23 protein-coding genes are annotated in these 22,209 nt (G+C 30.1%); 6 read left to right on the top strand and 17 right to left on the bottom strand.

What is annotated here, in order from left to right; all coding sequences use genetic code 11:
• The first annotated feature begins 24 nt into the window (after window positions 1-24).
• Complete coding sequence (locus CSPT_RS01140; protein ID WP_089181922.1) at window positions 25-528, top strand: DUF4405 domain-containing protein; 504 nt, start codon at window positions 25-27, stop codon at window positions 526-528.
• A gap of 39 nt (window positions 529-567) precedes the next feature.
• Here CSPT_RS01140 and mog read toward each other — a convergent pair whose 3' ends face one another.
• Genes mog through CSPT_RS01110 form a run of 6 tightly spaced genes read right to left on the bottom strand, consistent with a single transcriptional unit; the run spans window position 568 to window position 8,048 of the window.
• Window positions 568-1,095, bottom strand: coding sequence for a molybdopterin adenylyltransferase (gene mog, locus CSPT_RS01135; RefSeq protein ID WP_089181921.1), 528 nt, complete (start codon window positions 1,093-1,095; stop codon window positions 568-570).
• A 9-nt stretch (window positions 1,096-1,104) separates the two neighbouring features.
• Complete coding sequence (locus CSPT_RS01130) at window positions 1,105-2,772, bottom strand: AAA family ATPase (protein WP_089183279.1); 1,668 nt, start codon at window positions 2,770-2,772, stop codon at window positions 1,105-1,107.
• Complete coding sequence (gene mtaB, locus CSPT_RS01125) at window positions 2,747-3,985, bottom strand: tRNA (N(6)-L-threonylcarbamoyladenosine(37)-C(2))-methylthiotransferase MtaB (RefSeq protein ID WP_089181920.1); 1,239 nt, start codon at window positions 3,983-3,985, stop codon at window positions 2,747-2,749. Before mtaB ends, CSPT_RS01130 begins: the two co-directional genes overlap by 26 nt.
• Entirely contained in the window at window positions 3,982-5,577 is a 1,596-nt protein-coding gene (locus CSPT_RS01120; protein WP_089181919.1) for a mechanosensitive ion channel family protein, read from the bottom strand. The genes mtaB and CSPT_RS01120 overlap by 4 nt, the downstream gene beginning before the upstream one ends.
• Window positions 5,574-6,614, bottom strand: coding sequence for a 3-dehydroquinate synthase (aroB, locus tag CSPT_RS01115; RefSeq protein WP_089181918.1), 1,041 nt, complete (start codon window positions 6,612-6,614; stop codon window positions 5,574-5,576). Before aroB ends, CSPT_RS01120 begins: the two co-directional genes overlap by 4 nt.
• A gap of 18 nt (window positions 6,615-6,632) precedes the next feature.
• Window positions 6,633-8,048, bottom strand: a complete 1,416-nt coding sequence (locus tag CSPT_RS01110; RefSeq protein WP_089181917.1) for a COG3400 family protein — start codon at window positions 8,046-8,048, stop codon at window positions 6,633-6,635.
• 39 nt (window positions 8,049-8,087) lie between these two features.
• Here CSPT_RS01110 and tgt point away from each other — a divergent pair, with 39 nt between their 5' ends.
• From tgt to CSPT_RS09210, 4 genes are read left to right on the top strand one after another with little or no spacing between them, the layout of a single operon-like run.
• Window positions 8,088-9,218 carry a tRNA guanosine(34) transglycosylase Tgt gene (gene tgt, locus CSPT_RS01105; protein WP_089181916.1) on the top strand — a complete coding sequence of 377 codons (1,131 nt, stop codon included), beginning with the start codon at window positions 8,088-8,090 and terminating at the stop codon, window positions 9,216-9,218.
• A complete protein-coding gene (locus CSPT_RS01100) occupies window positions 9,190-9,507 on the top strand; it encodes a hypothetical protein (protein ID WP_089181915.1) in 318 nt (105 codons plus the stop codon). The genes tgt and CSPT_RS01100 overlap by 29 nt, the downstream gene beginning before the upstream one ends.
• On the top strand, window positions 9,483-9,803 hold the full coding sequence (locus CSPT_RS09385) for a CorA family divalent cation transporter (protein WP_115616066.1): 321 nt from the start codon (window positions 9,483-9,485) through the stop codon (window positions 9,801-9,803). The genes CSPT_RS01100 and CSPT_RS09385 overlap by 25 nt, the downstream gene beginning before the upstream one ends.
• Entirely contained in the window at window positions 9,775-9,900 is a 126-nt protein-coding gene (locus CSPT_RS09210; protein ID WP_220271880.1) for a hypothetical protein, read from the top strand. The genes CSPT_RS09385 and CSPT_RS09210 overlap by 29 nt, the downstream gene beginning before the upstream one ends.
• Before the next feature lie 2 nt (window positions 9,901-9,902).
• Here CSPT_RS09210 and CSPT_RS01090 read toward each other — a convergent pair whose 3' ends face one another.
• The 11 genes from CSPT_RS01090 to CSPT_RS01040 form a co-directional block, all read right to left on the bottom strand.
• A complete protein-coding gene (locus CSPT_RS01090; RefSeq protein WP_089181914.1) occupies window positions 9,903-10,229 on the bottom strand; it encodes a cupin domain-containing protein in 327 nt (108 codons plus the stop codon).
• Window positions 10,230-10,292: 63 nt separating this feature from the next.
• Window positions 10,293-11,675: an argininosuccinate lyase gene (gene argH / locus CSPT_RS01085; protein ID WP_089181913.1), complete on the bottom strand. Its 1,383-nt coding sequence runs from the start codon at window positions 11,673-11,675 to the stop codon at window positions 10,293-10,295.
• A gap of 12 nt (window positions 11,676-11,687) precedes the next feature.
• Window positions 11,688-12,107, bottom strand: coding sequence for a ribosome maturation factor RimP (gene rimP / locus CSPT_RS01080; RefSeq protein WP_089181912.1), 420 nt, complete (start codon window positions 12,105-12,107; stop codon window positions 11,688-11,690).
• Window positions 12,100-12,465, bottom strand: coding sequence for a 30S ribosome-binding factor RbfA (rbfA, locus tag CSPT_RS01075; protein ID WP_089181911.1), 366 nt, complete (start codon window positions 12,463-12,465; stop codon window positions 12,100-12,102). Before rbfA ends, rimP begins: the two co-directional genes overlap by 8 nt.
• Window positions 12,462-15,065, bottom strand: a complete 2,604-nt coding sequence (infB, locus tag CSPT_RS01070) for a translation initiation factor IF-2 (RefSeq protein ID WP_089181910.1) — start codon at window positions 15,063-15,065, stop codon at window positions 12,462-12,464. Before infB ends, rbfA begins: the two co-directional genes overlap by 4 nt.
• Window positions 15,046-15,315, bottom strand: a complete 270-nt coding sequence (locus CSPT_RS01065; protein WP_143297545.1) for a DUF448 domain-containing protein — start codon at window positions 15,313-15,315, stop codon at window positions 15,046-15,048. Before CSPT_RS01065 ends, infB begins: the two co-directional genes overlap by 20 nt.
• A gap of 34 nt (window positions 15,316-15,349) precedes the next feature.
• Window positions 15,350-16,228, bottom strand: a complete 879-nt coding sequence (gene thrB / locus CSPT_RS01060; RefSeq protein ID WP_089181908.1) for a homoserine kinase — start codon at window positions 16,226-16,228, stop codon at window positions 15,350-15,352.
• A 10-nt stretch (window positions 16,229-16,238) separates the two neighbouring features.
• Window positions 16,239-16,613 (bottom strand): glycoprotease, encoded by a 375-nt coding sequence (locus CSPT_RS01055; protein WP_235610072.1) that lies wholly within the window; start codon window positions 16,611-16,613, stop codon window positions 16,239-16,241.
• A 68-nt stretch (window positions 16,614-16,681) separates the two neighbouring features.
• Entirely contained in the window at window positions 16,682-17,566 is an 885-nt protein-coding gene (lpxC, locus tag CSPT_RS01050; protein WP_089181907.1) for a UDP-3-O-acyl-N-acetylglucosamine deacetylase, read from the bottom strand.
• A gap of 34 nt (window positions 17,567-17,600) precedes the next feature.
• Entirely contained in the window at window positions 17,601-18,977 is a 1,377-nt protein-coding gene (pgp6, locus tag CSPT_RS01045) for a peptidoglycan metallopeptidase Pgp6 (protein ID WP_089181906.1), read from the bottom strand.
• Between the two features lie 77 nt (window positions 18,978-19,054).
• Entirely contained in the window at window positions 19,055-19,885 is an 831-nt protein-coding gene (locus CSPT_RS01040) for a prephenate dehydrogenase (protein ID WP_089181905.1), read from the bottom strand.
• A gap of 82 nt (window positions 19,886-19,967) precedes the next feature.
• On the opposite strand from CSPT_RS01040, the gene bamA reads away from it, so the two are divergent.
• Window positions 19,968-22,196 carry an outer membrane protein assembly factor BamA gene (gene bamA / locus CSPT_RS01035; protein ID WP_089181904.1) on the top strand — a complete coding sequence of 743 codons (2,229 nt, stop codon included), beginning with the start codon at window positions 19,968-19,970 and terminating at the stop codon, window positions 22,194-22,196.
• Window positions 22,197-22,209 lie beyond the last annotated feature (13 nt).

The raw sequence follows: 22,209 nt of genomic DNA, 5'->3' as shown, positions 1-22,209 counted from the left end.
GAAGATTTATTATTAAGGAGAAAAATGAAGATAAAGCAAAAATTAGTTACTCCAGCTACTATTTCTGTTTTTGTAATTGTTGCACTAAGTGGTGTTTTGATGTCTTTTAGTATTAAAGACATTATAATGGTAAGAATTCATGAATATCTTGGTCTTGCTTTTGTAGTCATTGCTATATTTCATATACTAGCAAATTTAAAACAATTCAATGAATATTTTACAAAAAAATCCACACTAGTAGTCATGCTTTCGATAATATTTATAACATTAGCCTGCTATACTTTTATACCAAAAGATATTGTTAAGCTTTCTGCACATAAAGTCATGTTTAATAAAACTATGGAAAAGAGCATTAAACTAAATTTAGAAATTCTAGACATAAATAATAACGAATTTGTAAATTTTGTAACAAAAAATAATTTCAAATTTGACAGCTACGATGAATCTTTTAAAGACTTTGCAAAACAAAATGGTAAAAATTCCAAACAAATGTTACAATCTATTTTAGATTTTTCAAACAAAAATTAATATTTGTGCTAAATTTTTATTTTAGCACAAAATCATAATCTATTTCTTCTTTGGTCTAAATACTTTCATCTTATTTTCATCAGTTTGTATATATGAGCCACCTATCAAATCTATGCAGTAAGGGATAGCAGGAAATACAGGCTCTAAACACTCTTTTATGGCTTTTGGATTACCTGGTAAATTTATTATAAAACTACTACCTCTTATTCCAGCTGTTTGACGAGATAAAACAGCAGTTGGAACATATTTTAAACTCTCCATTCTCATAAGTTCGCCAAATCCCGGCATCATTTTCTCACAAACTGCCTCAGTTGCCTCAGGTGTTACATCTCTTGTTGCTGGGCCAGTTCCACCAGTTGTTACTATAAGATCGGCACCAAAATCATCACTTAAAGATATTAAATTTTCTTTTATACACTCTAAATCATCTGGTATAACCCTATAATCAAACTTCAACTCGCTAGTTATCCACTCTTTTAAAATATCTTTTATGGCCTTGCCAGATAAATCCTCGTAAATACCACCACTTGCCCTATCGCTCATCGTTAAAATACCTATTTTTATCATTTTCTTCCTTTACTCGTAAGTTTGACCAAGTATTTCTTTTAAAGCTAGATAATCTATGCTTTCGTTTTTATAAATGTAAGCACCTACCGATAAAAGCTGCTCTTTTACACCCATTAAATATTCACTTATTTCGTTAAAAGCTTCATTTATGATATTTTCAACTTCTATTTGATTTGGAAAAATACTTTGGGACATTCCATACTCATAAGCAATTTTATGAGCTATTTGTTTTGCCTCTTCAAGATCATTTTTAGAGTTTGAATACAAATCATTTCTATAAATTTTAAGTGCTGCCATACCTGCAAGATAAACTTTTATTTTGCCTAGTAAGTGTTTCTTTGACTCGATTGAGTTTTCTATATTTATAAATTTATCTTCTAGCATAGATATTTTTTCAAATTTAAAATCAAGCCAAAAAGCACAAATTGCCTTAGCTGCTTGGTAAATAGATAAAATTTCTTTTTCTTCATCGCTATAGGTTATTGTTTTTCTTTTTCCATACAAAACGCTTTTTTGTACAGCTTCAAAATCATCATTTGTTATTAGTCCACCGCCAGTTCTAATAGTATGAATTGCTGCTTCATTAACAAGTGTTGCAATTCCAGCACCGCTAAATCCGACTGTTGATTTTGCAATACTCATTATATCAACTTCACTTTGTTTGTTTTTTAGATATGTTTTTAAGATAGCCACCCTACTTTGCATATCTGGCATTGGTATAAATATACGCCTATCAAATCTACCCGAACGAAGGAGAGCATCATCCATCATTTCTATTTTATTTGTAGCAGCTATAACTATAACCCCAGAACTATCTTCAAAGCCATCCATCTCTGTTAAAAGCTGGTTTAATGTAGCCTCTCTTTCATCATTTCTACCTCCGCCTCTTGCCTTACCAACTGCATCAATCTCGTCAATGAAAATTATAGAAGGTGCATAAGATTTAGCTTTCGCAAAAAGCTCTCTAACTCTTTTTGCACCCATTCCCACATAAATTTGAACAAAACTTGAACCACTTTGATAAAAAAATGGCACATTTGCTTCTCCTGCAACGGCTTTTGCGATAAGCGTTTTCCCAACCCCTGGAGGACCCACCATTAAAACACCTTTGGGTAAATTTATGCCAAAATGTCTATATTTGGAAGGATTTTTTAAAAAATCAACTACTTCTGTTAGCTCACTTTTTATCTCATCAATTCCAGCAACATCTTCAAATTTAACATTTGAAATAACAGGCGTTAAAGATGAGTTTATGATATTTTCTATATCTTCATTTTTTTGAAGAACTGCAGTTTGCGAGGTTTTTTGCTTATATTTTCTAACAACAAAAAATATTGTTATACAAAGCATAAAAAATACAACAATACTTAAAAATATATCCAAAAATTCACTACTTTTTACCTGATCTATAGGAATTTTGCGTAGAGTTTTGTTAAAATCCACTCCACTAGATAAAACTTGATAAGCTTGATTATTTACAATAACTATCAAAAAATCATCTTTTATATACGCTTTTGATACAACATTTTGTTCAACCAAAGCATCAAAAGCATTTAAACTTATAGTTTTTGGCGAATTTCTAAAAACAACAATACCAAAAAGTATAGCTAAAATAAACGCTAAAATGACAACTATTTTAATTTTAGTAAATTTAAAATTTGCAATAATTTGCTTCATTTTCGATATCATAATCATCAACCTTTATCCATTTTTTAGCCAAATTTTTATTAGATTTTATACGAGATTTTATATAATATTGATCATATCCTTCGTAATAATCACCTTTTAACCTCTCAACTAATATCTCAAGCGGTTTTTTATGTTTATTTCTAAATTCTACACAATTATTCTCAGTTATTTTTTTAATAAGTTTTAAACGCTCTTTTGAAACAGTGCCATTTATATTATCATTTAAGGTTGCAGAATGCGTATTTTCACGCTTTGAATAGACAAAAGCATGAAGATGTGTTAAAGGCATTTTTTTAAAATTTTCTAATGCCTCATCCCAAATTTCTTCACTCTCTCCTGGATGTCCGACTATAAAATCTGTTCCAAGAGCAAACCCTAGCTCATTAAGCCAAGTAAAAAGCTCTAAATCACTACTAAATTTATTTCTTCTTCTCATTATATTAAGCATTTTTTGACTAGTATGTTGAATGGCTATATGAAGGTGCCGCTCTAACCAACTCTCATTTAAAATTTCTTTAAAACTATCATCTATTTGGCTTGGCTCTAAACTTCCAAGTCTTATACGCTTTAGACCTTTTATATTTCCAAGTTTGCCAAGAAGTTTGCCAAGAGTTGAGTTTGTATCATTACCATAGCTTCCTATATTTGTGCCAGTTAATACAAACTCGCTAAAACCATTATCTATAAGAGATGAAACTTCACTTATAATGCTTTCTTCATTCATACTTCTTGATTTGCCTCTAACACTTGGTATTATGCAGTAGCTACATTTAAAGTTACAACCCTCTTGAATCTTTATAAAAGCTTTCGTTTTGTCATTATAGGAATTTAAAGCATTTTCATCAACATTTTGCAAATTTCCAATATCATAAAAAGGGGCTTTTGAGTTTATAAATTTGTTTATATCTTTTTTTTGCGACATTCCAAAAACACCAAACAAATCTCCATTATCATAAAGCTCTTTTCCTCTACTAATCGCACCACAGCCAGTCATTATAACTTTTTTATCAAGTGCTTTTGCATGATGAATATAGTTTCTACAATCAAAATCAGCCCCGTTTGTAACAGTACAAGAATTTACGATGATTATATCAGCGTCTTTTTCGTTTTCAACAATCTCAGCATCACTCGCGTATTGCTTTATAAGTTCGCTATCATAAATATTTGTCCTGCATCCAAAAGTCTTTATATAAACTCTCAATACAACAACTCCTCACCAATTTGTTTTGCGATATCTGGCATTTTTTTGCTTGTTTTATTCATAAAAAGTGTCTGTTTTGGATAAGTTATCTCTATGTCGCTTTCCATTTTGATAGCTTCAATTATCTCAAAACTTATGGTACTTCTAAGAGAAAGAACTGTGTAAGCATTTGCCATATACCACACGCTTATATTTATACCATAAGGCTCAAAAAAACTAAAAATCCTTGGCTCTACATTTGGATTTTTTATACTATACTGACTTCTTAATTTATTCATCTCTTTTTTTGCTATATCTGTATAACCTTTAGAGTATTTTCTAGCTATATTTTTGATAATATACATTGCTTTTTTATGATTTGATTCAAAAGTTATCATTATATCTATGCCATCCCAAACAGTCTTCATTCCATAGTGAGTATAGTTTGCTATAAGATCTGTAAAAATGTAGTTATTTGGGACAAAGATTATCCTTCCTGCACGCCTTGTTTCTTTATAAGTAATAAGAGTAATATCTTCGTATATTGTTATTCTAAGAAGTGATATATCGATTATATCTCCAACTATATTTTCGCCATCTCTTCTAACTTTTATTCTATCTCCCACATGATAAGTCCCGCCAAAAACTACAACTATCCATCCAAGCAAAGACATAAACATATCTTTCATTGCAATTGCAAGACCGGCTGAGGCAAAACCAAGAACAGTAACAAGATAAGTAACATTTTCTATATAGGCAAAAAGTAAAATGATGACAATAAGTGTAACATTTATAAAATTTATAATCTTGTTTGCAGTATAAACTCTCTCATTTTGATCTATATATTTTTTTGCAATGTACTTAAATAAAAAAGATACAGCAATTATTATAAAAATCAAAATCGCTATACTAAAGGCGTTTGTAGCCTGTTCTTTCATATCTTTTGTTATAGAGTGTATTGTTTCATTTACCTGTTTTTCATATACATTTAAAGTTGTATACATTATGTCATTTGCTGAATTAAACTCATTTAAATAATAATTTGTTTTTTGTATCAAATTTGAAATTTCTTTGCTTGGGGCGATATTTTCAATCTGAAGTAAAATATCTTTTTTTTCTTCAAATTTAGATATCAAAATTTGAAGATTTGCCATTTTATTTGTATATTCTGCAAGCTGCGAATTAAGTCTTTTTATAGCAGAAAAACCGGATATTATATCAAAAGGATTTTTTATGCTAATGCCGTCTTCTATCGGCGTTGGCTGAGTCATATTTACAAATGGAGACTTTTCAAATTCTTTAAAAACCTCCATTTGTTTGTTTAGTGTAACCAGATTTTTTTCAAGTTCTGTTACAACCTTTTCATTTTTGGAATTTTTTTTGATTTCAGATGCCAAAAGCTCTGCTTCATCTTTCATCTTTTGGTATGCATTAAAGTTTGAATACCTAATAAACCAAATATTATCTTTTAAGCTATTATCTATGTTTTTTAGACTGGATTGTAAATTTTCTAAGGTTTCTAAAGAAGTGTTTTTATCATAAAAAGTGGTGTTAGTTTCGGAGTATGCTAAGCTTATAAAAAAAATCGCAAAAAGTATTAATATCTTTTTCATTGAAATTTTTTCAAAACATCACAAACGATAACTTTATGGATATCATCGCAAATTCTAAAGCCATTTTCTTCATCTGGCAAAACAAATTTTATCTTTGAGTCTTTACTTTTTTTATCCAAGAAAAATGCCTCATAAAACTCATTTTCATCATCAACTTTGTATGTAGTTGGCAGTGAAAATTTTTCTAAAACATCTCTAATCTCATCTATATATTCCTTGCTGACAAAACCCATTTTTAAAGCTAGTTCATTTGCCATATTCATGCCTATTGAAACTGCTTCGCCGTGTAAGTATTTTTTGTATTTTGTTTGATTTTCTATAACATGCCCAAATGTATGACCATAGTTTAAAACAGATCTAATGCCATTTTCAAACTCATCTTTTGACACAACATTAGCCTTTAATTCTATGCATTTTGAGATTATTTTGACTAAATTTTCATTTTTTAATGTGTCAATATTTTTAAGAAACTCAAAAAATTCTCTATCCAACATAACAGCCATTTTTATCGCTTCAGCCAATCCCGCATAAAGCTCTCTTTTTGGTAAAGTTTGAAGAAATTTGCTCTGGCAATACACAGCCATAGGTTGATTAAAAATGCCTATTAAATTTTTACCAAATTTATTATTTATACCAGTTTTACCGCCAACACTAGCATCAACTTGGGCTAAAAGTGTAGTTGGTATGTTTATAAATTTAATGCCTCTTTCATAAATTCCAGCAGCAAATCCGGCCATATCCGTAACAACTCCGCCTCCAAGAGCTATAACAATGCTATTTCTATCAAGTTTTGCTAAAAACATCTGTTCTAAAATATGATTGATAGTATCAAAATTTTTATACTCCTCGCCATCGCTTACACAAATCACGCTAAGTTCTTTACAGACTAAAATGTCTAAAATTGACTTTAAATGAAGTCCTGCTACTTTTTGATTTGTTATTACGCAAACTTTAGTATCAAATTTAAGCTCAGTTAATTCATCTATAAAAACTGTGTAATCTAGTTTTGAATCTTGCAATTTTACATTTATCTGCATTTTTCACCTTTAAATTTATTATGTCTCATTTGGAACAAAAAGCTGATAGTTGTCTTCTAGCTTAAAATACACTCTATCCATATCGTTTGAAAATAGTGACATAAAATGATTTTGTAACATTTTATCGCTAAAATTTACAAATTGTAGCAAATTTTCTTTTTGTTTTAGCTTGAGTATAGGGTTTGCAGAGTTATCATTTATTATTTCTACATTTTTATTAAATATTTTTGAAAGAGTTTTAAAATGCTCTATCAGGGCTTTATCTATATCTGGTTTTTGTATCTCATAATGATGAAGTTCTATTTCTAAATTTAGCTGAGAACAAATATCTAAAATAACAGATGAGTTTAATTCTATTTCTTCACCAGTTCCCAATATAACGCCTTTTTGCAAATTTTGTGCACCAACTTTGCCAACTTTTAGTATCGGGATTCTAAGCTCAAAATACTCTTTTTTATATGATTCAAAGAATTTATTATTTGTTATGATAACGCCTATATCATGGTTAAATACATCTTGCTTTAAATTTTCCATTTTGCTACTAAAATAATCAAATTTGATATTAACTTGCAGATCATCAAATGTTTTTAATGTGTCTAATATTTTTGATGGTTTTGCATTGATAACTTTTATATAAAGTCTTTTATTTATTAAATTTTTATTAAAATACAAACTATCTTCAAGAAGTCTTTGCATCTCATCTTCGCTCATTTTTTTCATATCAATGATAGTTAGGATATTGCTTCCAAAAGGCGAAGGGAAAAGACCTAAATTTTGTTTTATACTTCTAAAAACTTGTCTTAAAAGCTTTGGATCTCCAACTACTAATAGCGTATCATTTGGCAAAATCATTGAAGTATAATTAACCACAAAATAACTCTGACCTCGATAAATCATACATATTTTCCAGCCTTTTTGTGCTATTGTGCTTATTCGCCTATACGCAAATGAACTTCCATAAGGTATCCTAACAGACATTATTTCGCCTTCACCAAAGCCGATATTATCAGCTACAACAGGCACATCCGGCAAATAATCCAAAAATCTTGATGCTAGAATTTCTCTTGGATCAATAACTGTAAGATGATCATCAATTTCGTGTTCAAAGCCCCAAAAATCTATCAAATAAACTTCCATTTTAGAATTTATTTGTCTTATGTTATTATAAACCGCTTTTGTATCTAAAAGCTTTTTCATATTTATCATACAATGGCTAAATTCCAAATTTAAATCAAATAAAGCCCTTTTTAGCTTTTCTAAACTAGTTGGATCAAAACTTAGAAATTTAAAATTTTCAGATTTTGGTTTTTTTGGCAGTGTTGTATTGCGGTATGTGATGATAATAAAGTTAACATTTGTCTCTTTTAGACTAAATGCTCTTTCTAAGAAAGATTTTGCTAAAATTCCATCAGCTATGATTAAAATATTTTTCATACAAACTCCAAAGTTTAACTAAGGGATATTATATATAAAATGAAATTTAAAATAGATAAAATAGATCAAAACGCAAGGGCTTGTACTATACAAACTTCGCACTCTACGATACAAACTCCTATTTTTATGCCAGTTGGCACACTTGGGGCTGTAAAAAGTCTAGATGCAAATGATTTGTTAGATGAACTTGATGCAAAAATTATACTTGGAAACACATATCATCTATATCTAAGACCTGGCTCAAAAATCATAAAAGAATTTGGCGGACTTCATGGATTTACTAAATTTAACAGAAGCTTTTTAACAGATAGTGGCGGCTTTCAAGCATTTTCACTAAGAAGCAATACAAAAAATGATGATTTAGGAATTAAATTTAAAAGTCATATAGATGGAAGTATGCATTATTTTACTCCAAAAAGTGTTCTTGATACGCAGTATGATTTCAATAGCGACATAATGATGATATTAGACGATCTTCCAGCACTTCCAGCCAGTAAAGAAAGGATAGAATTAAGCATAAAAAGAACTTTGTCATGGGCAAAAATAGCCATAGATTATCATGAGCAAAACAAGCAAAATGGCATAGGTATAAATCAAAATATATTTGGAATTATACAGGGCGGAACAGACTATGAAGCAAGAAAACTTTGTTCGCAAAGCTTATGTGAAATGAACTTTGATGGACTTGCTATAGGCGGGCTTAGCGTTGGCGAAAGCAATAATGAGATGTATGATACTGTTGAAGCAATGATGCCATTTGTTGATACAAACCGCCCAAGATATCTAATGGGAGTTGGCACACCTGAAGATATAGTTGAAAATATAGAGCGTGGTGTTGATATGTTTGATTGCGTAATGCCAACAAGAAATGCAAGAAATGGCACTCTTTTTACAACTTTTGGCAAGATAAATATAAAATCAGCCAAATTTATAAATGACCAAGGTCCAATAGATCCAAACTGTAACTGCTACACATGTCGTAATTTTTCAAGAGGGTATTTAAATCATCTTTTTAAATCAAGGGAGCTTACATTTTTTAGATTAGCAAGTATTCATAATTTGCATTACTATCTAAGCTTAGTAAAAGAAGCAAGAGAGGCGATTTTACAATGTAAATTTAGTAAATTTAAAAAAGAATTTTATGCAAAAAGAGGTAAAAATGAAATTTAGCTCTACGCAATATTTATATTTTGATTATTACGATATGCTTAGCATTGTTACTAGCGAAAGTAGCGTAAATTTTATCTTTATAAAATCTCAGATTTATACAGAAGAAGAGAATTTCTGCACTAGCGTTGATAAAGAATTTTTTATCTTAGCCTTAAAAAAATATGTCAATATGTATAAAGAAAAAAGTTCAAAATATACAAAATTTGTAGAAAATCATGAAAAAATTTTCTTAGATAACTCTCATGAGATTAAATTTGCAAATAAATATCACACAAAAAATATGAAATAACAAATTTTCTAAGAAAATTTGCTGATTTTACCGAAGCATTAGAGCTATGTTTTAACGAACAAAGTTTTTTAAAAAAACAGCTAAAACCAATCATAAATGAGTTAAAAATTTACAAAGATGAGCTAAAAGATAATCTTGCGAGATTAGATGATATCTATGCTCATATAATCTCTTTAAGAAACGATAGAATAACAAAAGATATCTATATATTAACCCTAGCATCTACTATATTTTTGCCACTAAATTTAGTAACTGGATTTTTTTGGTATGAATACAAATGGAATGTTTTTCAATAAATTTGAAAACGGCACAACAATAGTAGCTTTTATAATAATTTGTATAGTCTTTTTACTGATATCAATTTGGCTAATTAGATGGTGTAAAAACAAATAATATCACAAAACACTTTTAACTCTATCTATGCTGTCGTTTTTTGATAAACTAAGCCTTATTATACTATCTTCATTTGCAAAAAGATCGTGTGAAACATTTGCTTCAAGAGATATTAAATCAAACTGATTTAATGTAGTTTTTTCGCTATTTACACCAAATTCTATACAACCTTTTAAAACTTGAACCATTATGCAAAAAGGTGCTTTATGTTCTTTCATAAATGAGCCTTTTTGCATAGCAAGCCTAATCTCTTTAGATGAGTTTGTCTCTAAAAGGAGTGTTGGGCTAACGCCACTAAAATCACTAACATCAAAAGATATCTTTTTCATATAAAATCCTTTTAAATTTTTAAAGATTGTAACTAAAAAAGATAATTTTTATCTTGATTAAAATCAACTATTTAGAAATTCATCAAGTTCTTTTATCTGGTTTTCAACGCTTGAATTTGCGGTTCCACCTACACTATTTCTAGCTTCTTTTGAGTTATTTAAATTTAAAACTCTCATAGCATCTTCATCTATATTTTCATCAACACTTCTTAACTCTTCATAGCTAAGCTCACTTAAATCCAAACCTTTACTCTCTGCTATGGCAACACATTTTCCTGTTATAAAATGGGCTTTTCTAAAAGGGATATTTTTCTGCCTAACTAAAAAATCCGCCAAATCAGTAGCGACAAGATGTCCTGTTTTGCATGCTTTTAGCATATTTTCGCTATTTATACTCATACTATCAATCATCTCATTTAGTATTATTAAACTAGTTTTAGCAGTATTTACGCTATCAAAAACACCCTCTTTATCTTCTTGCATGTCCTTATTATAAGCAAGGGGTAAAGATTTCATGGTAGTAAGAAGAGCTATTAAATTTCCATAAACTCTGCCAGTTTTACCGCGTATTAGCTCGGCTACATCTGGATTTTTTTTCTGTGGCATTATAGAGCTTCCTGTTGAAAACTTATCACTCATACTTATAAACATAAATTCTTGAGAACTCCATAAAATAAGCTCTTCGCATAATCTTGAAGTGTGAGTAAATATTAAAGATATATCAAAAAGTAACTCAAGTGCAAAATCTCTATCGCTTACACTATCCATACAATTTGATGTAACGCCATCAAATCCAAGATTTTTTGCAACTTCAAATCTATCGATTTTATGAGGAGTTCCAGCAAGTGCAGCACAGCCAAGCGGACTAAAATTATTCCTTTTAAAAGAGTCTTTTAATCTATAAATATCTCTTTTAAACATAAAACAATACGCTAGTAAATGATAAGCAAAAGATACAGGCTGAGCGTGTTGAAGATGAGTAAATCCAGGCATTATAGTATCTTTATGCTCTTTAACTTTTTTAAGAAGCGTTTTAATCAAATTTAAAAGTAAATTTAAAATTTCTTTAAACTCATTTAAAACAAACATTCTAAAATCAAGTGCAACCTGGTCATTTCTACTTCTTGCAGTATGCAGTCTTCCACCAAGATCTGCTCCTATAATCTCACTTAATCTTTTTTCAACAGCCATATGGATATCTTCATCTTCTATTTTAAATACAAATTTATCATTTTGAATTTCTTTTAGAACTTCATTTAAACCATCAACTATTTTTTTGCTATCATTTTTATCTAAAATGCCACATTTTCCAAGCATTGTAGCATGTGCTATAGAGCCATTTATGTCTTGCAAAAAAAGATTTTTATCGTAATTTATAGATGCATTAAATTCTTCTAATAGTTTTGAACTAGCCTCGCTAAATCTACCAGACCACATTTTTTGCATAAATGCTCCTTATTACCACTCTATGTAAGTTTTTGCTTTTTTTATATCATTGAAATTTATTATAGTTTCACCATTTTGGGTTTGCAAAATTATCTCATTATCTTTTACATTTAGTATTTTACCGCTTAAATTTTCATTATTTTTGCATGTTATTTTTACAAGTTCATTTATGCTATTTGCAAAATTTTCTATACTTGTAAGCCTTCTTTCAAGCCCAGGACTACTAACTTCTAAAATCCAATCTCCGCCAACTGGAGGCTCTACATCAAAAATAGGCGATAAAAGCTTGCTTACTTTCTCGCAATCTTCTAGATTAACACCGCCATCTTTTGTTATAAAAATCCTATAAATAGTTTTTGATGGTAAGCTTTGTGTTTCTACGCCATAAAATTTAACACCGCATTGCTCGATAAGAGATGACAAATCAACCATTTTTATTTAGTTCCTTTGAAATTTTATCAAACAAATCGTCCATATGATTTTGATACTCTAATCTATCATCAAATTTAAAATGAAGTTGTGGAGCTCTAAACCAACCTTGGTCTTCTAAACAATAATTTTGTATGATTTTTGAAGCTTTTTTCAAATGATTTAAGATATAGCTTTGCTCTTTTTCATCATAAAACATCTTATCTAAATAAACAAAAGCGTCATATCTGCCCTTTTTGCACTCTACATCTGTAACACAAAGACCCTTTAGCATATCATCTCCAAGAGTTGCGAAAGCTTCTGGAATGATTTGCTTTAAAACGCTTTGTGTTCTAAGTCTTTTAATTTCAGCCGGATTCATATGCTAACTTGTTCCTCTATCTCTTTATAACTTTCTATATAATCGCCTTGTCTTAAATCATTATATCCATCTATACCAATGCCACACTCATAACCTTTTGCAACTTCTTTGACATCATCTTTAAAGCGTTTTAATGAACTAACATTACCCTCATAAACGACAACGCCATCTCTAATAAGTCTTATTTTTGCACCTCTATTTATGGTGCCTTCAGTTACCATACATCCAGCAATAGCTCCTACTTTTGGTACATTTATAACCTGTCTTATCTCAGCTTGTCCAAGTTGCTCTTCTCTAAGAATTGGGCTCATTAAACCGCTAAGTAGCATTTTGACATCATCAATTAAACTATATATAACATTATATGTTTTTATCTCAACGCCGCGTTCTTTTGCTTGTTCTTTTATAGTTCCAGTTGGTCTTATATTAAAACCTAAAACAACACAATTTTGACTAGCGCTAGCAAGACCAATATCACTTTGAGTTATACCTCCGATACCTGAGTGAATGATATCAACTTTAACCTCTTCGTTTCTAAGCTTTTCCAAACTTGCTTTTATAGCCTCTAAGCTACCTTGAACATCTGCTTTTATAATTATAGGTAGCGATTTTATCTCGCCTTCTTTTATCTTATCAGCAAGTTCATCAATGGTAACTTTTGTAGATTTAGAAAGTTCTTTTTGTCTTAAATACTCCATTTTCTTTTGAGCATATTCTCTTGCTTCTTTTTCACTCTTAACACTTATGAGAGCTTCCCCTGCTTCAGGAACTTCGCTAAGTCCAGTTATAACGCCGCACTCTCCTGGTTTTATACTTTTAAGTTTAACACCCTTATCATCGCTTAAACTTCTTACTCTACCATAAGCAACACCAGCAACAACTGTATCTCCTAAATTTAAAGTTCCGTTTTCTACTATAATGGTTGCAACAGGACCTCTACCTTTTTGTAAAGAACTTTCAACTATCACAGCTTTTGCATCTCTATTTGGGTTTGCTTTTAACTCCAAAATATCAGCTTGTAAAAGCACAACTTCGAGCAGTTCTTCTACTCCCATTCCTGTTTTTGCTGAAATTGGCACAAATTCATATTTTCCACCCCATTCAACTGGCAACACATCAAGTTCTGCTAATCTGCTTTTTACCATATCCGGATTTGCAGATTCTTTATCCATTTTATTTATAGCGATAATGATAGGCACATTTGCACTCTTTGCATGATTTATAGCCTCTATTGTTTGTGGTTTTACGCCATCATCTGCTGCAACAACTATGATTACTATATCTGTTACTTGTGCACCTCTTGCTCTCATAGCAGTAAATGCTTCGTGCCCCGGGGTATCTATAAATGTTATGTTTCTGCCATCTTTATTTACCATATAAGCACCAACATGCTGAGTAATGCCACCGGCTTCACCACTTGCAACACGAGAATTTCTTATATAATCAAGCAAACTTGTTTTACCATGATCAACATGACCCATTATAGTAATAACAGGAGTTCTACTTACCCCGTTTTCTTTATCAATTTCAACATCCTCATAAGCTTTTACATAATCAAAGCTCTCTTTTGTATCAACTATATTTACCTCAACACCGAACTCATCAGCCAAAATTTCTATAGCATCATCATCCAAAAAATCATTTTTAGTTGTCATCATACCTAGCATAAAGAGTTTTGATATAATTTCACTTGGTTGTTTATTTAGCCTATCAGCAAATTCATAAACCCTAATTTCTCTAGGTATATTTATAGATGTTATTATTTCATTATTATCTTTTTTTTCTACTTTTTTATGTTTTTTTCTAGCTTTTCTTTGTATGCTCTGTTCGCCTAAAACTTTGTTAAAAGACTGCTTTAAAACATTTGTTTGTTTTTTATTTTGATGATTTACGGTTGGAGTGAATTCTTTTGTAGTAAGATCTGGTAAAACAACCATATCATCATCTTCTAAAACAATTTCAGCCATTTCGCCAAGCAAATCAACTTTTTGAACTGATTCTTTTTTTGAAACTGCAACTTTTTTCTTTTTATCTTTTTTCTTTTTATCTAAATTTGCATCGCTATTTGAAAATGCATTTTCTAAATTTAAATATTTTAATGACTCTTCTTTTGTTTTAGAAATCTCTTTTGATATCTTTGGCGCTTCTTCTTGTTCTTCTTTTTTCTTTTTTACTATTACAAGTCCTCTTCTTTTTTGTAAAGAAGCACTAGCTAGCGTTTCTATAGGCTTTTGTGCATTTTGAGGAATACTTTTTTCTTTTGGTTTATCTTCTTGTGTAGGTTTTACATCTTCTTCTTTTTTTATCTCATCTTTTTTGGTTTTTTGCGTTTTAGATGCACTTTTTTCTTTTGGCTTACTTTCTTCTTTGGAATCTTTTTTTGGTTTTTTAGCAACTGCTTTTTTTTCTTTTTTAGCCAATAACTCATCTGAAATTACACCTGTTTGAACATAAATGTATATAGCTTCTGCTTCTTTTTCATTTACCGAACTATCAGCCTTTTTTACACTCGTTAGACCCATTTCTTGAGCTTTTTTTATGATTTCAGCACTAGAACAACCGATCTCTAATGCAATTTCACTAATCTTCACACTCGCCATTTACTAGCTTCTCCTTTAAGTCCTGCTCGGTTATTTTATGTATATCTTTAATATATCTACCAAGAGGTTTTTTTATAAATTTCATATCTTTTTCTAAACAATGCATACAAATATAAAAACTTCTACCAACACCATTCCAATGCTTTATATCTTGATTTTTAGCTTCGTATCTGCAAAGCTCTTTTTGAGGAAATCTATTTTTGCATACCACACACATTCGAATTTGTAAGCACTTGTTTTTCTCTTTCACTATTATATCTTTGTTTTTCTTTTTTTTTGCTTTTTTAATTTATTATAATACCATCATTTTGAAATGAAAATATCTCAACTCTAAAATTTGGAAATTTATTTATAAAAAGTTTTTTAAATTTATTAGCGTCGTCTTTATGAACTATATTTAAAAAACTAGATCCGCTTCCAGAAAGTGCACTCATAATAGCACCATTTTCATAAGCCAAATTTCTAACTTCAAAAAGCTCTGGTAAAGCTTTCATTCTAATGTCTTCATGAAGCATATCCTTACAAGCATAACGCAAACTATCATACTGCTTTGTAAAAAAACATGCAGTTAAAAAAGATGCGTGAGATATGTTATTTACGCACTCTAGAGTTGTATATTTTTTAGGTAGTTTTGATCTTGATTCTTTTGTGCCCATACTTTTTGATGGTATTACAACAACAGCTTTTATATCTGAGCTTATATCGCATTTTTTAAAAAGCACTTTATTATTATTTATTATAGAGCAGCTAAAACCACCAAAAGTTGCGGGAGTTATATTGTCTGGATGGTTTTCATAAATTAAAGATTTATTTAGTATAGTATGTTTATCTACTTTAAAATTTGCCATTTTATAAGCAGATGCCACGGCAGAAACTATCACCGCAGAACTACTTCCAAGTCCTCTAGAAAAAGGTATAAAGTTTTTAAATTTAAATTTAAAATTTTCTCTTTTTCCAGTAAGTTCTAAAAAAATTTCATTAAAAATATTTACAAAATTATTATTTTTTTTTAAAAAAGGCTTGTTGCATCCTTCTCCGCTAATAGAAATAGTTTGAACCTTAAAAGGTTTGATTTCTACTTCATTAAAAAACTCCAATGCAAGTCCTAATGTATCAAAACCTGGTCCTAAATTTGCACTCGTTGCTGGAACTAAAATTTTCAATCAAATATCCTTAAATAGGGCTAATTATATAATTTGGCAAAGTATCATTATAAATTTTTACATCTTTTAGTTTTTTTGGCAAAAAAAATCCGCCACTTTGGGCTTTTTGCATATTTATTTTACCATTTTTCAAAACAAAAGACATATTTTTATTTGCCCTTATTACGCCATTCTCACTTACATCAAATCCACTAATAGCACTAAATTTAATACCCTTTATAATACAAAATGTTTTTAAAATAATATAACTTAGTTTTATACCCATAAAACTACCTGGTCCATTTGTGTATATAATATGAGTTATATCAAATTTATTTAAAGCTAATTGCAAAATCTCTGGCAAGCAATCACCACATTTCTTATCACTTTTAAAATAATCTATCAAATTCCCATTTTCATATATGCCGACTAAAAAAGGCGATGAAAGACAAATAACTAAAATTTCAACTTTTTTTATGCGAAAGCCTTTGCATACTCTACAGATTTCTCGCCATCTAGTGTTAAAATTTCATAATTTTCTTTGCTGCTTAATATATCTAATGTGAGCTTATGGTTTAACTCATGACTTCCAGCATAAGCTGTATATTTACCAATCATTGGAAGTCCAAGCAGAGCTAAATCGCCAATAGCGTCTAAAATTTTATGCCTTACAAACTCATTTTCAAACCTAAGCCCTTCTGGGTTTAAAATTCTATTTTCATCTATAACTACTGCATTATCTAAACTTCCGCCAAGTGCTAGATTTTTAGATCTTAACATCTGAACATCTTTTAAAAATCCAAATGTCCTGGCTTTTGCAATCTGTTCTATAAAATTTTTTTTACTAAAATCAAATACGAAATTTTGTGTTCCTATAACAGGATTATCAAATTTAATAGTATAATCAAATTTAAAATCTTTAGATGGTTCTATTTTTACAAATTTATTGCCCATTCTAACCTCAACTGGCTTTTTTATAGATAAAATTTTCTTTTTTTTATCAAGCTTTCTAATCCCAGCCTCATCTAAAAGCATACAAAATGCCATAGCACTGCCATCCATCACAGGAACTTCGTTTGCATCTAAAACAACTCTGATATTATCTATCCCATAAGCACTAATTGCACTCATTAGATGTTCTATGGTTGAAACATAACCATCTTTTGAACCAAGAACAGTTGCCATTTGTGTATTTATAACATTTTTTGGTTCAGCCTTAAAACTAACTCCTAAATCACTTCTATAAAATACAACACCCATATCTGATTCAAGAGGCTCTAAGACCAGTTTTATAGGCTCGCCTTTATGTAGTCCTATACCAACACCCTCTATCCTTTTTTCTATTGTAATTTGATTCAAAACTATATCCTTAAGTATCTACTAATAAATCAGATTATTTTTTATCAACCATAGCCTTTTTAGCACTATTTAAAATATCATAAACATTTTCTTTCATCCATTTTTGATCCATCCACTCTTCGGGTCTTACTTCTATTCCTTGAACAATCATACCAAAATGAAGATGGTCCCCAAGTGCAAGACCGGTCGTTCCAGTATTTGCAATATTTTGTTTTTTTATAAAAACATCTCCTGGCGATACATTGATACTTGAGCAGTGTCCATATAAACTATATAGACCAAAACCATGATATAAAATCAAATTTAATCCATATATCCCATTTTCATTTGCAAAAACAACTTGACTTGGATTATTTGATGTTATCTGTGCTTGTGCCACGCTAGCAAAATCTATTCCCATATGCCAAGATTCGCTAATTGTGTTTTTTTTATCACCATAATAGTAAAATCTATGATCGCCAAAACTAGCTACAGCCATTCCATTATTTAAAGGAAAAAATGGAGCTATATCAAAATTTTCCAACATTCCATCTGGAACTTTTGAAGTTATTTCTCTTATTTTATCCTCATTACCTATCCTAAGTGTCTCATTTACAAATTTAAATTTCTCAAGCTTAGAAAGAGAAGAAGGATCTTTTGCATAGATATTTGCAAGATCTTCTATTTTGCCATCTAAAAAATTATCTTTAAGTTCTATTGATGATTCTTTATAGGTTCTATTTTTTAAAAAATACCTAATCCTTGCCTTGCTTATATTTCCAGCATAATCCTCAGCTACTACATCAGCACTAAAATTTTGCTCGCTTACTGGCCAAGCAACCAAAGCAGCATAATATCCTTCTTTATAAAACGGAGTTGCTATAAATTCTTTTCCATAATTAGTCTGTATGTAAACTCTTTTTAGTTGTTCGTCATTTGCTCTAAATACTACAGTTGCCGCACCGCCTTTTGCTATAGAATATGATTGATTAATAACATAAATTTCTGGTCTTTTTGTATCAACGCTAACGGTTGCTTTTTTTATAGTGCTATTGCCTGTTAGTTTCCAATAGCTTTTATCAACGGCTTCAACGACTAATGTATATTCATTTTTAGAGCCAAAAAATCCTGTTTTAGGAAATACGATATCAAGTTTTGCGTTTTTTTGAGGAATTTCAAAAGTTTCATTTGCGATAGTAACACTATTTGTTCCATCGCTTAAACTAACTCTTATAAATTTAATACCACTATCATCACTAACTTCTATAGGAAGTGGATTTTTCAAATTCCAATAAATCTTGTTATCTAGCTTTACCTCAGGTGCATTTCTCTCAAACATAGGCGATTTAAAAAGATAAACGCAACCAATTCCAATTATAACAAAAATTATAAGAAATATTATACCGCCAAAACTTCTACCATTTCTTGCCATTAAAAACCTTTAAAAATATATTAAGTATTAATTTTAACTAAATTTCTATAAATTTTTTGTAAATTTATAATTTAAATTTAAAGAATTTCCCTTATTTTTCTAGCTTCACTCATCCAATTTCTAAGCTCATCCCATTTTTTATGCTTAATTAAATTTTCACATATATCAAGCTCTTTTCTAAACATATTAATAGCAAAAAGTATATTTTCGCTATTTTGCTTAAATATATCACTCCACATCTCAGGAGAACTTTTTGCTGTTCTTATCATATCGCTAAAACTACCGCCTCTTAGAGCTAAAATATGTTTAATATCTTCTTCTTTCATAACACTATTTGCCAAAGAAAAACTTATAACATGAGTTATGTGAGATATAATTGCTGCGTGATGATCATGTTCAGTTGCACTCATAAAAACTATTTTCATACCGATATGTGAAGCAATTTCAACTATCCTTCTTCTATGAATTTCTGAGTTTTGCTCCATATCACAAAGAACCATTACAGCATCTTTAAAAAGATCTTCTTTTGCAGCCATAGGTCCAGAAAATTCTGTTCCTGACATTGGATGAGCTGCAACAAAATTTTTTCTAATAATGCTTGGAACATTTGATAAAATTTCAACTTTTGTGCTTCCAAGCTCTACAATTGTTAAATTTTCATCTATATCACCAAAACTCTGAGTTATTTTTATGATAGCCTCTACAGGAACTGCCAAAAAAATAATATCGCAATTTTTTTTCATATCATCTATATCCATAATGGAGCCAACTAAACCTAAATTTAAAGCATCTTCTTCATTTTGCTTATTTATGTCATACCCAACAATGCTTGAAACTATTTTAGTTTTTTTCAAACACAACCCCATCGAACCGCCTATTAATCCAAGTCCAACAATTCCTACTCTCATACTTTTCCTTAAAATTAATAAAAAAACAAAATTATTTATGGTATTATATCACTTTTAATACTAGTATTTTAGGTAAAATTTAATGAAAAAACAAGTTATTTTAGCTTTATTAACAACTTATAGTTGTGTTTATGGTGTAGAAATAAAATCTATAAATTTTGAAGGCTTAGTTCAACTATCACCTACAGTTGCAACTCAAATAGCGGGTCTTGGTATAGGCGAAGAACTAACTCCGCAAAAATCAGATAGAGCTATTAAAAAATTATTTGAGCAAAATTATTTCAATGATATTTATATTGACAATAAAGACGGTCATATAACTTTTATCGTAAAAGAAAGACCAAGCATAGCCAAACTAGACATAGAAGGCGTTGTTACAAATGATAAAAAAATTATAGAATCTCTTATAGGAATCAAACAAGGTCAAATTTATAATACATTTAGTATGGAAAAAGCAAAAGAGAGAATCAGACAATTTTATGAAGTAAAAGGTTTTTTTGATACCGTTGTAGTGGTAGATACAAAGCCAATAGCAGAAGGATCTAGCGGTCTTCATGTAACTATGAAAGTAAATAGAGGAGAAAAAATAATCATCCAAAATGTAAATTTGGTTGGTGCAAAAGAACTTGATTATTCAGATATAGAGCCAGCTGTTGCAAATAAACAAAAAGAGATATTAGGTTGGATGTGGGGATTTAATGATGGTGGTGCTAAAATTTTTGAACTTGCAAACGATCCTGCAAAAATACTAGATGAATATTTTAAAAAAGGCTACCTAGATGCAACAGTTTCAACGCCATATTTTAATGCATTTATGGATAACTACACAGCAGAACTTACATACTATATAACAGAGGGTGAAAGATATAAAATTTCAGATATTACTTTAGAAATCCCAGATTTTGTAGGTGTAAATGCAGATGAAATAAAAGATGATTTTAAGCTTGAAGTTGGCGACACAATGAATTCTCAAAAATTAAGATTTGATACCAAAAAGATAGAAGATGCCGTCGCAAACAAAGGATATGCATATGTAAAAGTTATACCACAAACAGATAAAAATCAAGATAATCACACAGTTGCTATACACTACAAAGTTATACCTGGAAATCAAGTTTATATAAGAAATGTTAATATCGCTGGAAATGAAAAAACAGCAGATAAAGTTATAAGAAGAGAGCTTTATCTAACAGAAGGAAATTTATACAACAGGCAAGATATGCTTGATTCTAGGAATGCATTAAAAAGAACAAGCTATTTTGATGAAGCTCAAATAAAAGAAGAGAGAGTAAATGACAATCAAGTAGATTTACTTGTAGATGTAAAAGAAGCACCTACTGGTTCAATTACTGGCGGTATCGGATATGGAAGTAGTGATGGCTTACTATTAAGCGCAAGTTTATCTGATACTAATGTATTTGGAACAGGATTAAAAGGTGTCATAGGTATAGATAAAAGTGATGATGAGCTAAGTGGAAGGATAGGCTTAACAAATCCAAGACTATTTGATTCAAGATATAGTTTAAGCGGAATGGTATATGCTAATAACTACGATTGGGATACATACGAAGAAGATGCATATGGATTTACAACTGCGATAGGAAGACAACTAGGAAGATATACAAATGTATCTTTGGCTTATGTTATAGAGCAAAGCGATATTAAAAAACTAAGTGATTCCCTTATAAGAACTGGCTATAAAACAGGTAAGAATTTAAAAAGTGCATTTATACCATCTATATCTTTTGATAACACAGATGATTACTATTTACCAAGAAGCGGTATCATAGCCTCTACTTCTCTTGAAATGGCAGGAGCTGGCGGGGATTCTGAATTTTTTAAAAATAGAACCAAATTTAATGTTTATCAAGGATTAGCAGATTATATCGGATATGATTTAATCCTAAGATACAAATCTGAGTTTCAAAAAGCTTGGGATAATGGCTACTTACCGATTAACGAAAGAATATATCTAGGAGGTATGAGGTCGATTAGAGGATTTGATTCAAGAAGCGTGTCTCCTAAAAATACTTATGGAGATGAAATAGGTGGCGAAATATCATTTAATAACTCCGTAGAATTAAGTTTTCCTTTGATAGATAGAATCAAAATGAGAGGTTTGGTATTTTTTGATTATGGTATGATAGGCGAAGGCAACAATATCGATCAAATCAAAAGATATAGCACAGGTGCCGGTATAGAATGGACTACACCTATTGGTCCACTTCAACTTATATTTACAAAACCTCTAAATGATGAAGCAGGAGATGATACAAATACATTTGAATTTATGATTGGAAGTAGGTTTTAGTATAACAATAAGG

Source organism: Campylobacter sputorum subsp. sputorum, assembly GCF_008245005.1.
GTDB classification, from domain to species: Bacteria; Campylobacterota; Campylobacteria; order Campylobacterales; family Campylobacteraceae; genus Campylobacter_F; species Campylobacter_F sputorum.
The sequence above is the reverse complement of the archived record's forward strand: the minus strand, read 5'-3'. Positions and strand labels throughout refer to the sequence as shown.

Excerpts from the sequence above, each read along its gene's own strand:
- tgt (WP_089181916.1), top strand. The coding sequence starts at position 8,088 with ATGAAATTTAAAATAGATAAAATAGATCAAAACGCAAGGGCTTGTACT.
- bamA (WP_089181904.1), top strand. The coding sequence starts at position 19,968 with ATGAAAAAACAAGTTATTTTAGCTTTATTAACAACTTATAGTTGTGTT.
- CSPT_RS01040 (WP_089181905.1), bottom strand. The coding sequence starts at position 19,885 with ATGAGAGTAGGAATTGTTGGACTTGGATTAATAGGCGGTTCGATGGGG.
- CSPT_RS01120 (WP_089181919.1), bottom strand. The coding sequence starts at position 5,577 with ATGAAAAAGATATTAATACTTTTTGCGATTTTTTTTATAAGCTTAGCA.
- infB (WP_089181910.1), bottom strand. The coding sequence starts at position 15,065 with ATGGCGAGTGTGAAGATTAGTGAAATTGCATTAGAGATCGGTTGTTCT.
- pgp6 (WP_089181906.1), bottom strand. The coding sequence starts at position 18,977 with ATGGCAAGAAATGGTAGAAGTTTTGGCGGTATAATATTTCTTATAATT.
- CSPT_RS01130 (WP_089183279.1), bottom strand. The coding sequence starts at position 2,772 with ATGAAGCAAATTATTGCAAATTTTAAATTTACTAAAATTAAAATAGTT.
- CSPT_RS09210 (WP_220271880.1), top strand. The coding sequence starts at position 9,775 with ATGAATACAAATGGAATGTTTTTCAATAAATTTGAAAACGGCACAACA.
- rbfA (WP_089181911.1), bottom strand. The coding sequence starts at position 12,465 with ATGAATCCGGCTGAAATTAAAAGACTTAGAACACAAAGCGTTTTAAAG.
- rimP (WP_089181912.1), bottom strand. The coding sequence starts at position 12,107 with ATGGTTGATTTGTCATCTCTTATCGAGCAATGCGGTGTTAAATTTTAT.
- CSPT_RS01090 (WP_089181914.1), bottom strand. The coding sequence starts at position 10,229 with ATGAAAAAGATATCTTTTGATGTTAGTGATTTTAGTGGCGTTAGCCCA.
- CSPT_RS01100 (WP_089181915.1), top strand. The coding sequence starts at position 9,190 with ATGCAAAAAGAGGTAAAAATGAAATTTAGCTCTACGCAATATTTATAT.
- CSPT_RS01110 (WP_089181917.1), bottom strand. The coding sequence starts at position 8,048 with ATGAAAAATATTTTAATCATAGCTGATGGAATTTTAGCAAAATCTTTC.
- aroB (WP_089181918.1), bottom strand. The coding sequence starts at position 6,614 with ATGCAGATAAATGTAAAATTGCAAGATTCAAAACTAGATTACACAGTT.
- mog (WP_089181921.1), bottom strand. The coding sequence starts at position 1,095 with ATGATAAAAATAGGTATTTTAACGATGAGCGATAGGGCAAGTGGTGGT.
- argH (WP_089181913.1), bottom strand. The coding sequence starts at position 11,675 with ATGCAAAAAATGTGGTCTGGTAGATTTAGCGAGGCTAGTTCAAAACTA.
- CSPT_RS01140 (WP_089181922.1), top strand. The coding sequence starts at position 25 with ATGAAGATAAAGCAAAAATTAGTTACTCCAGCTACTATTTCTGTTTTT.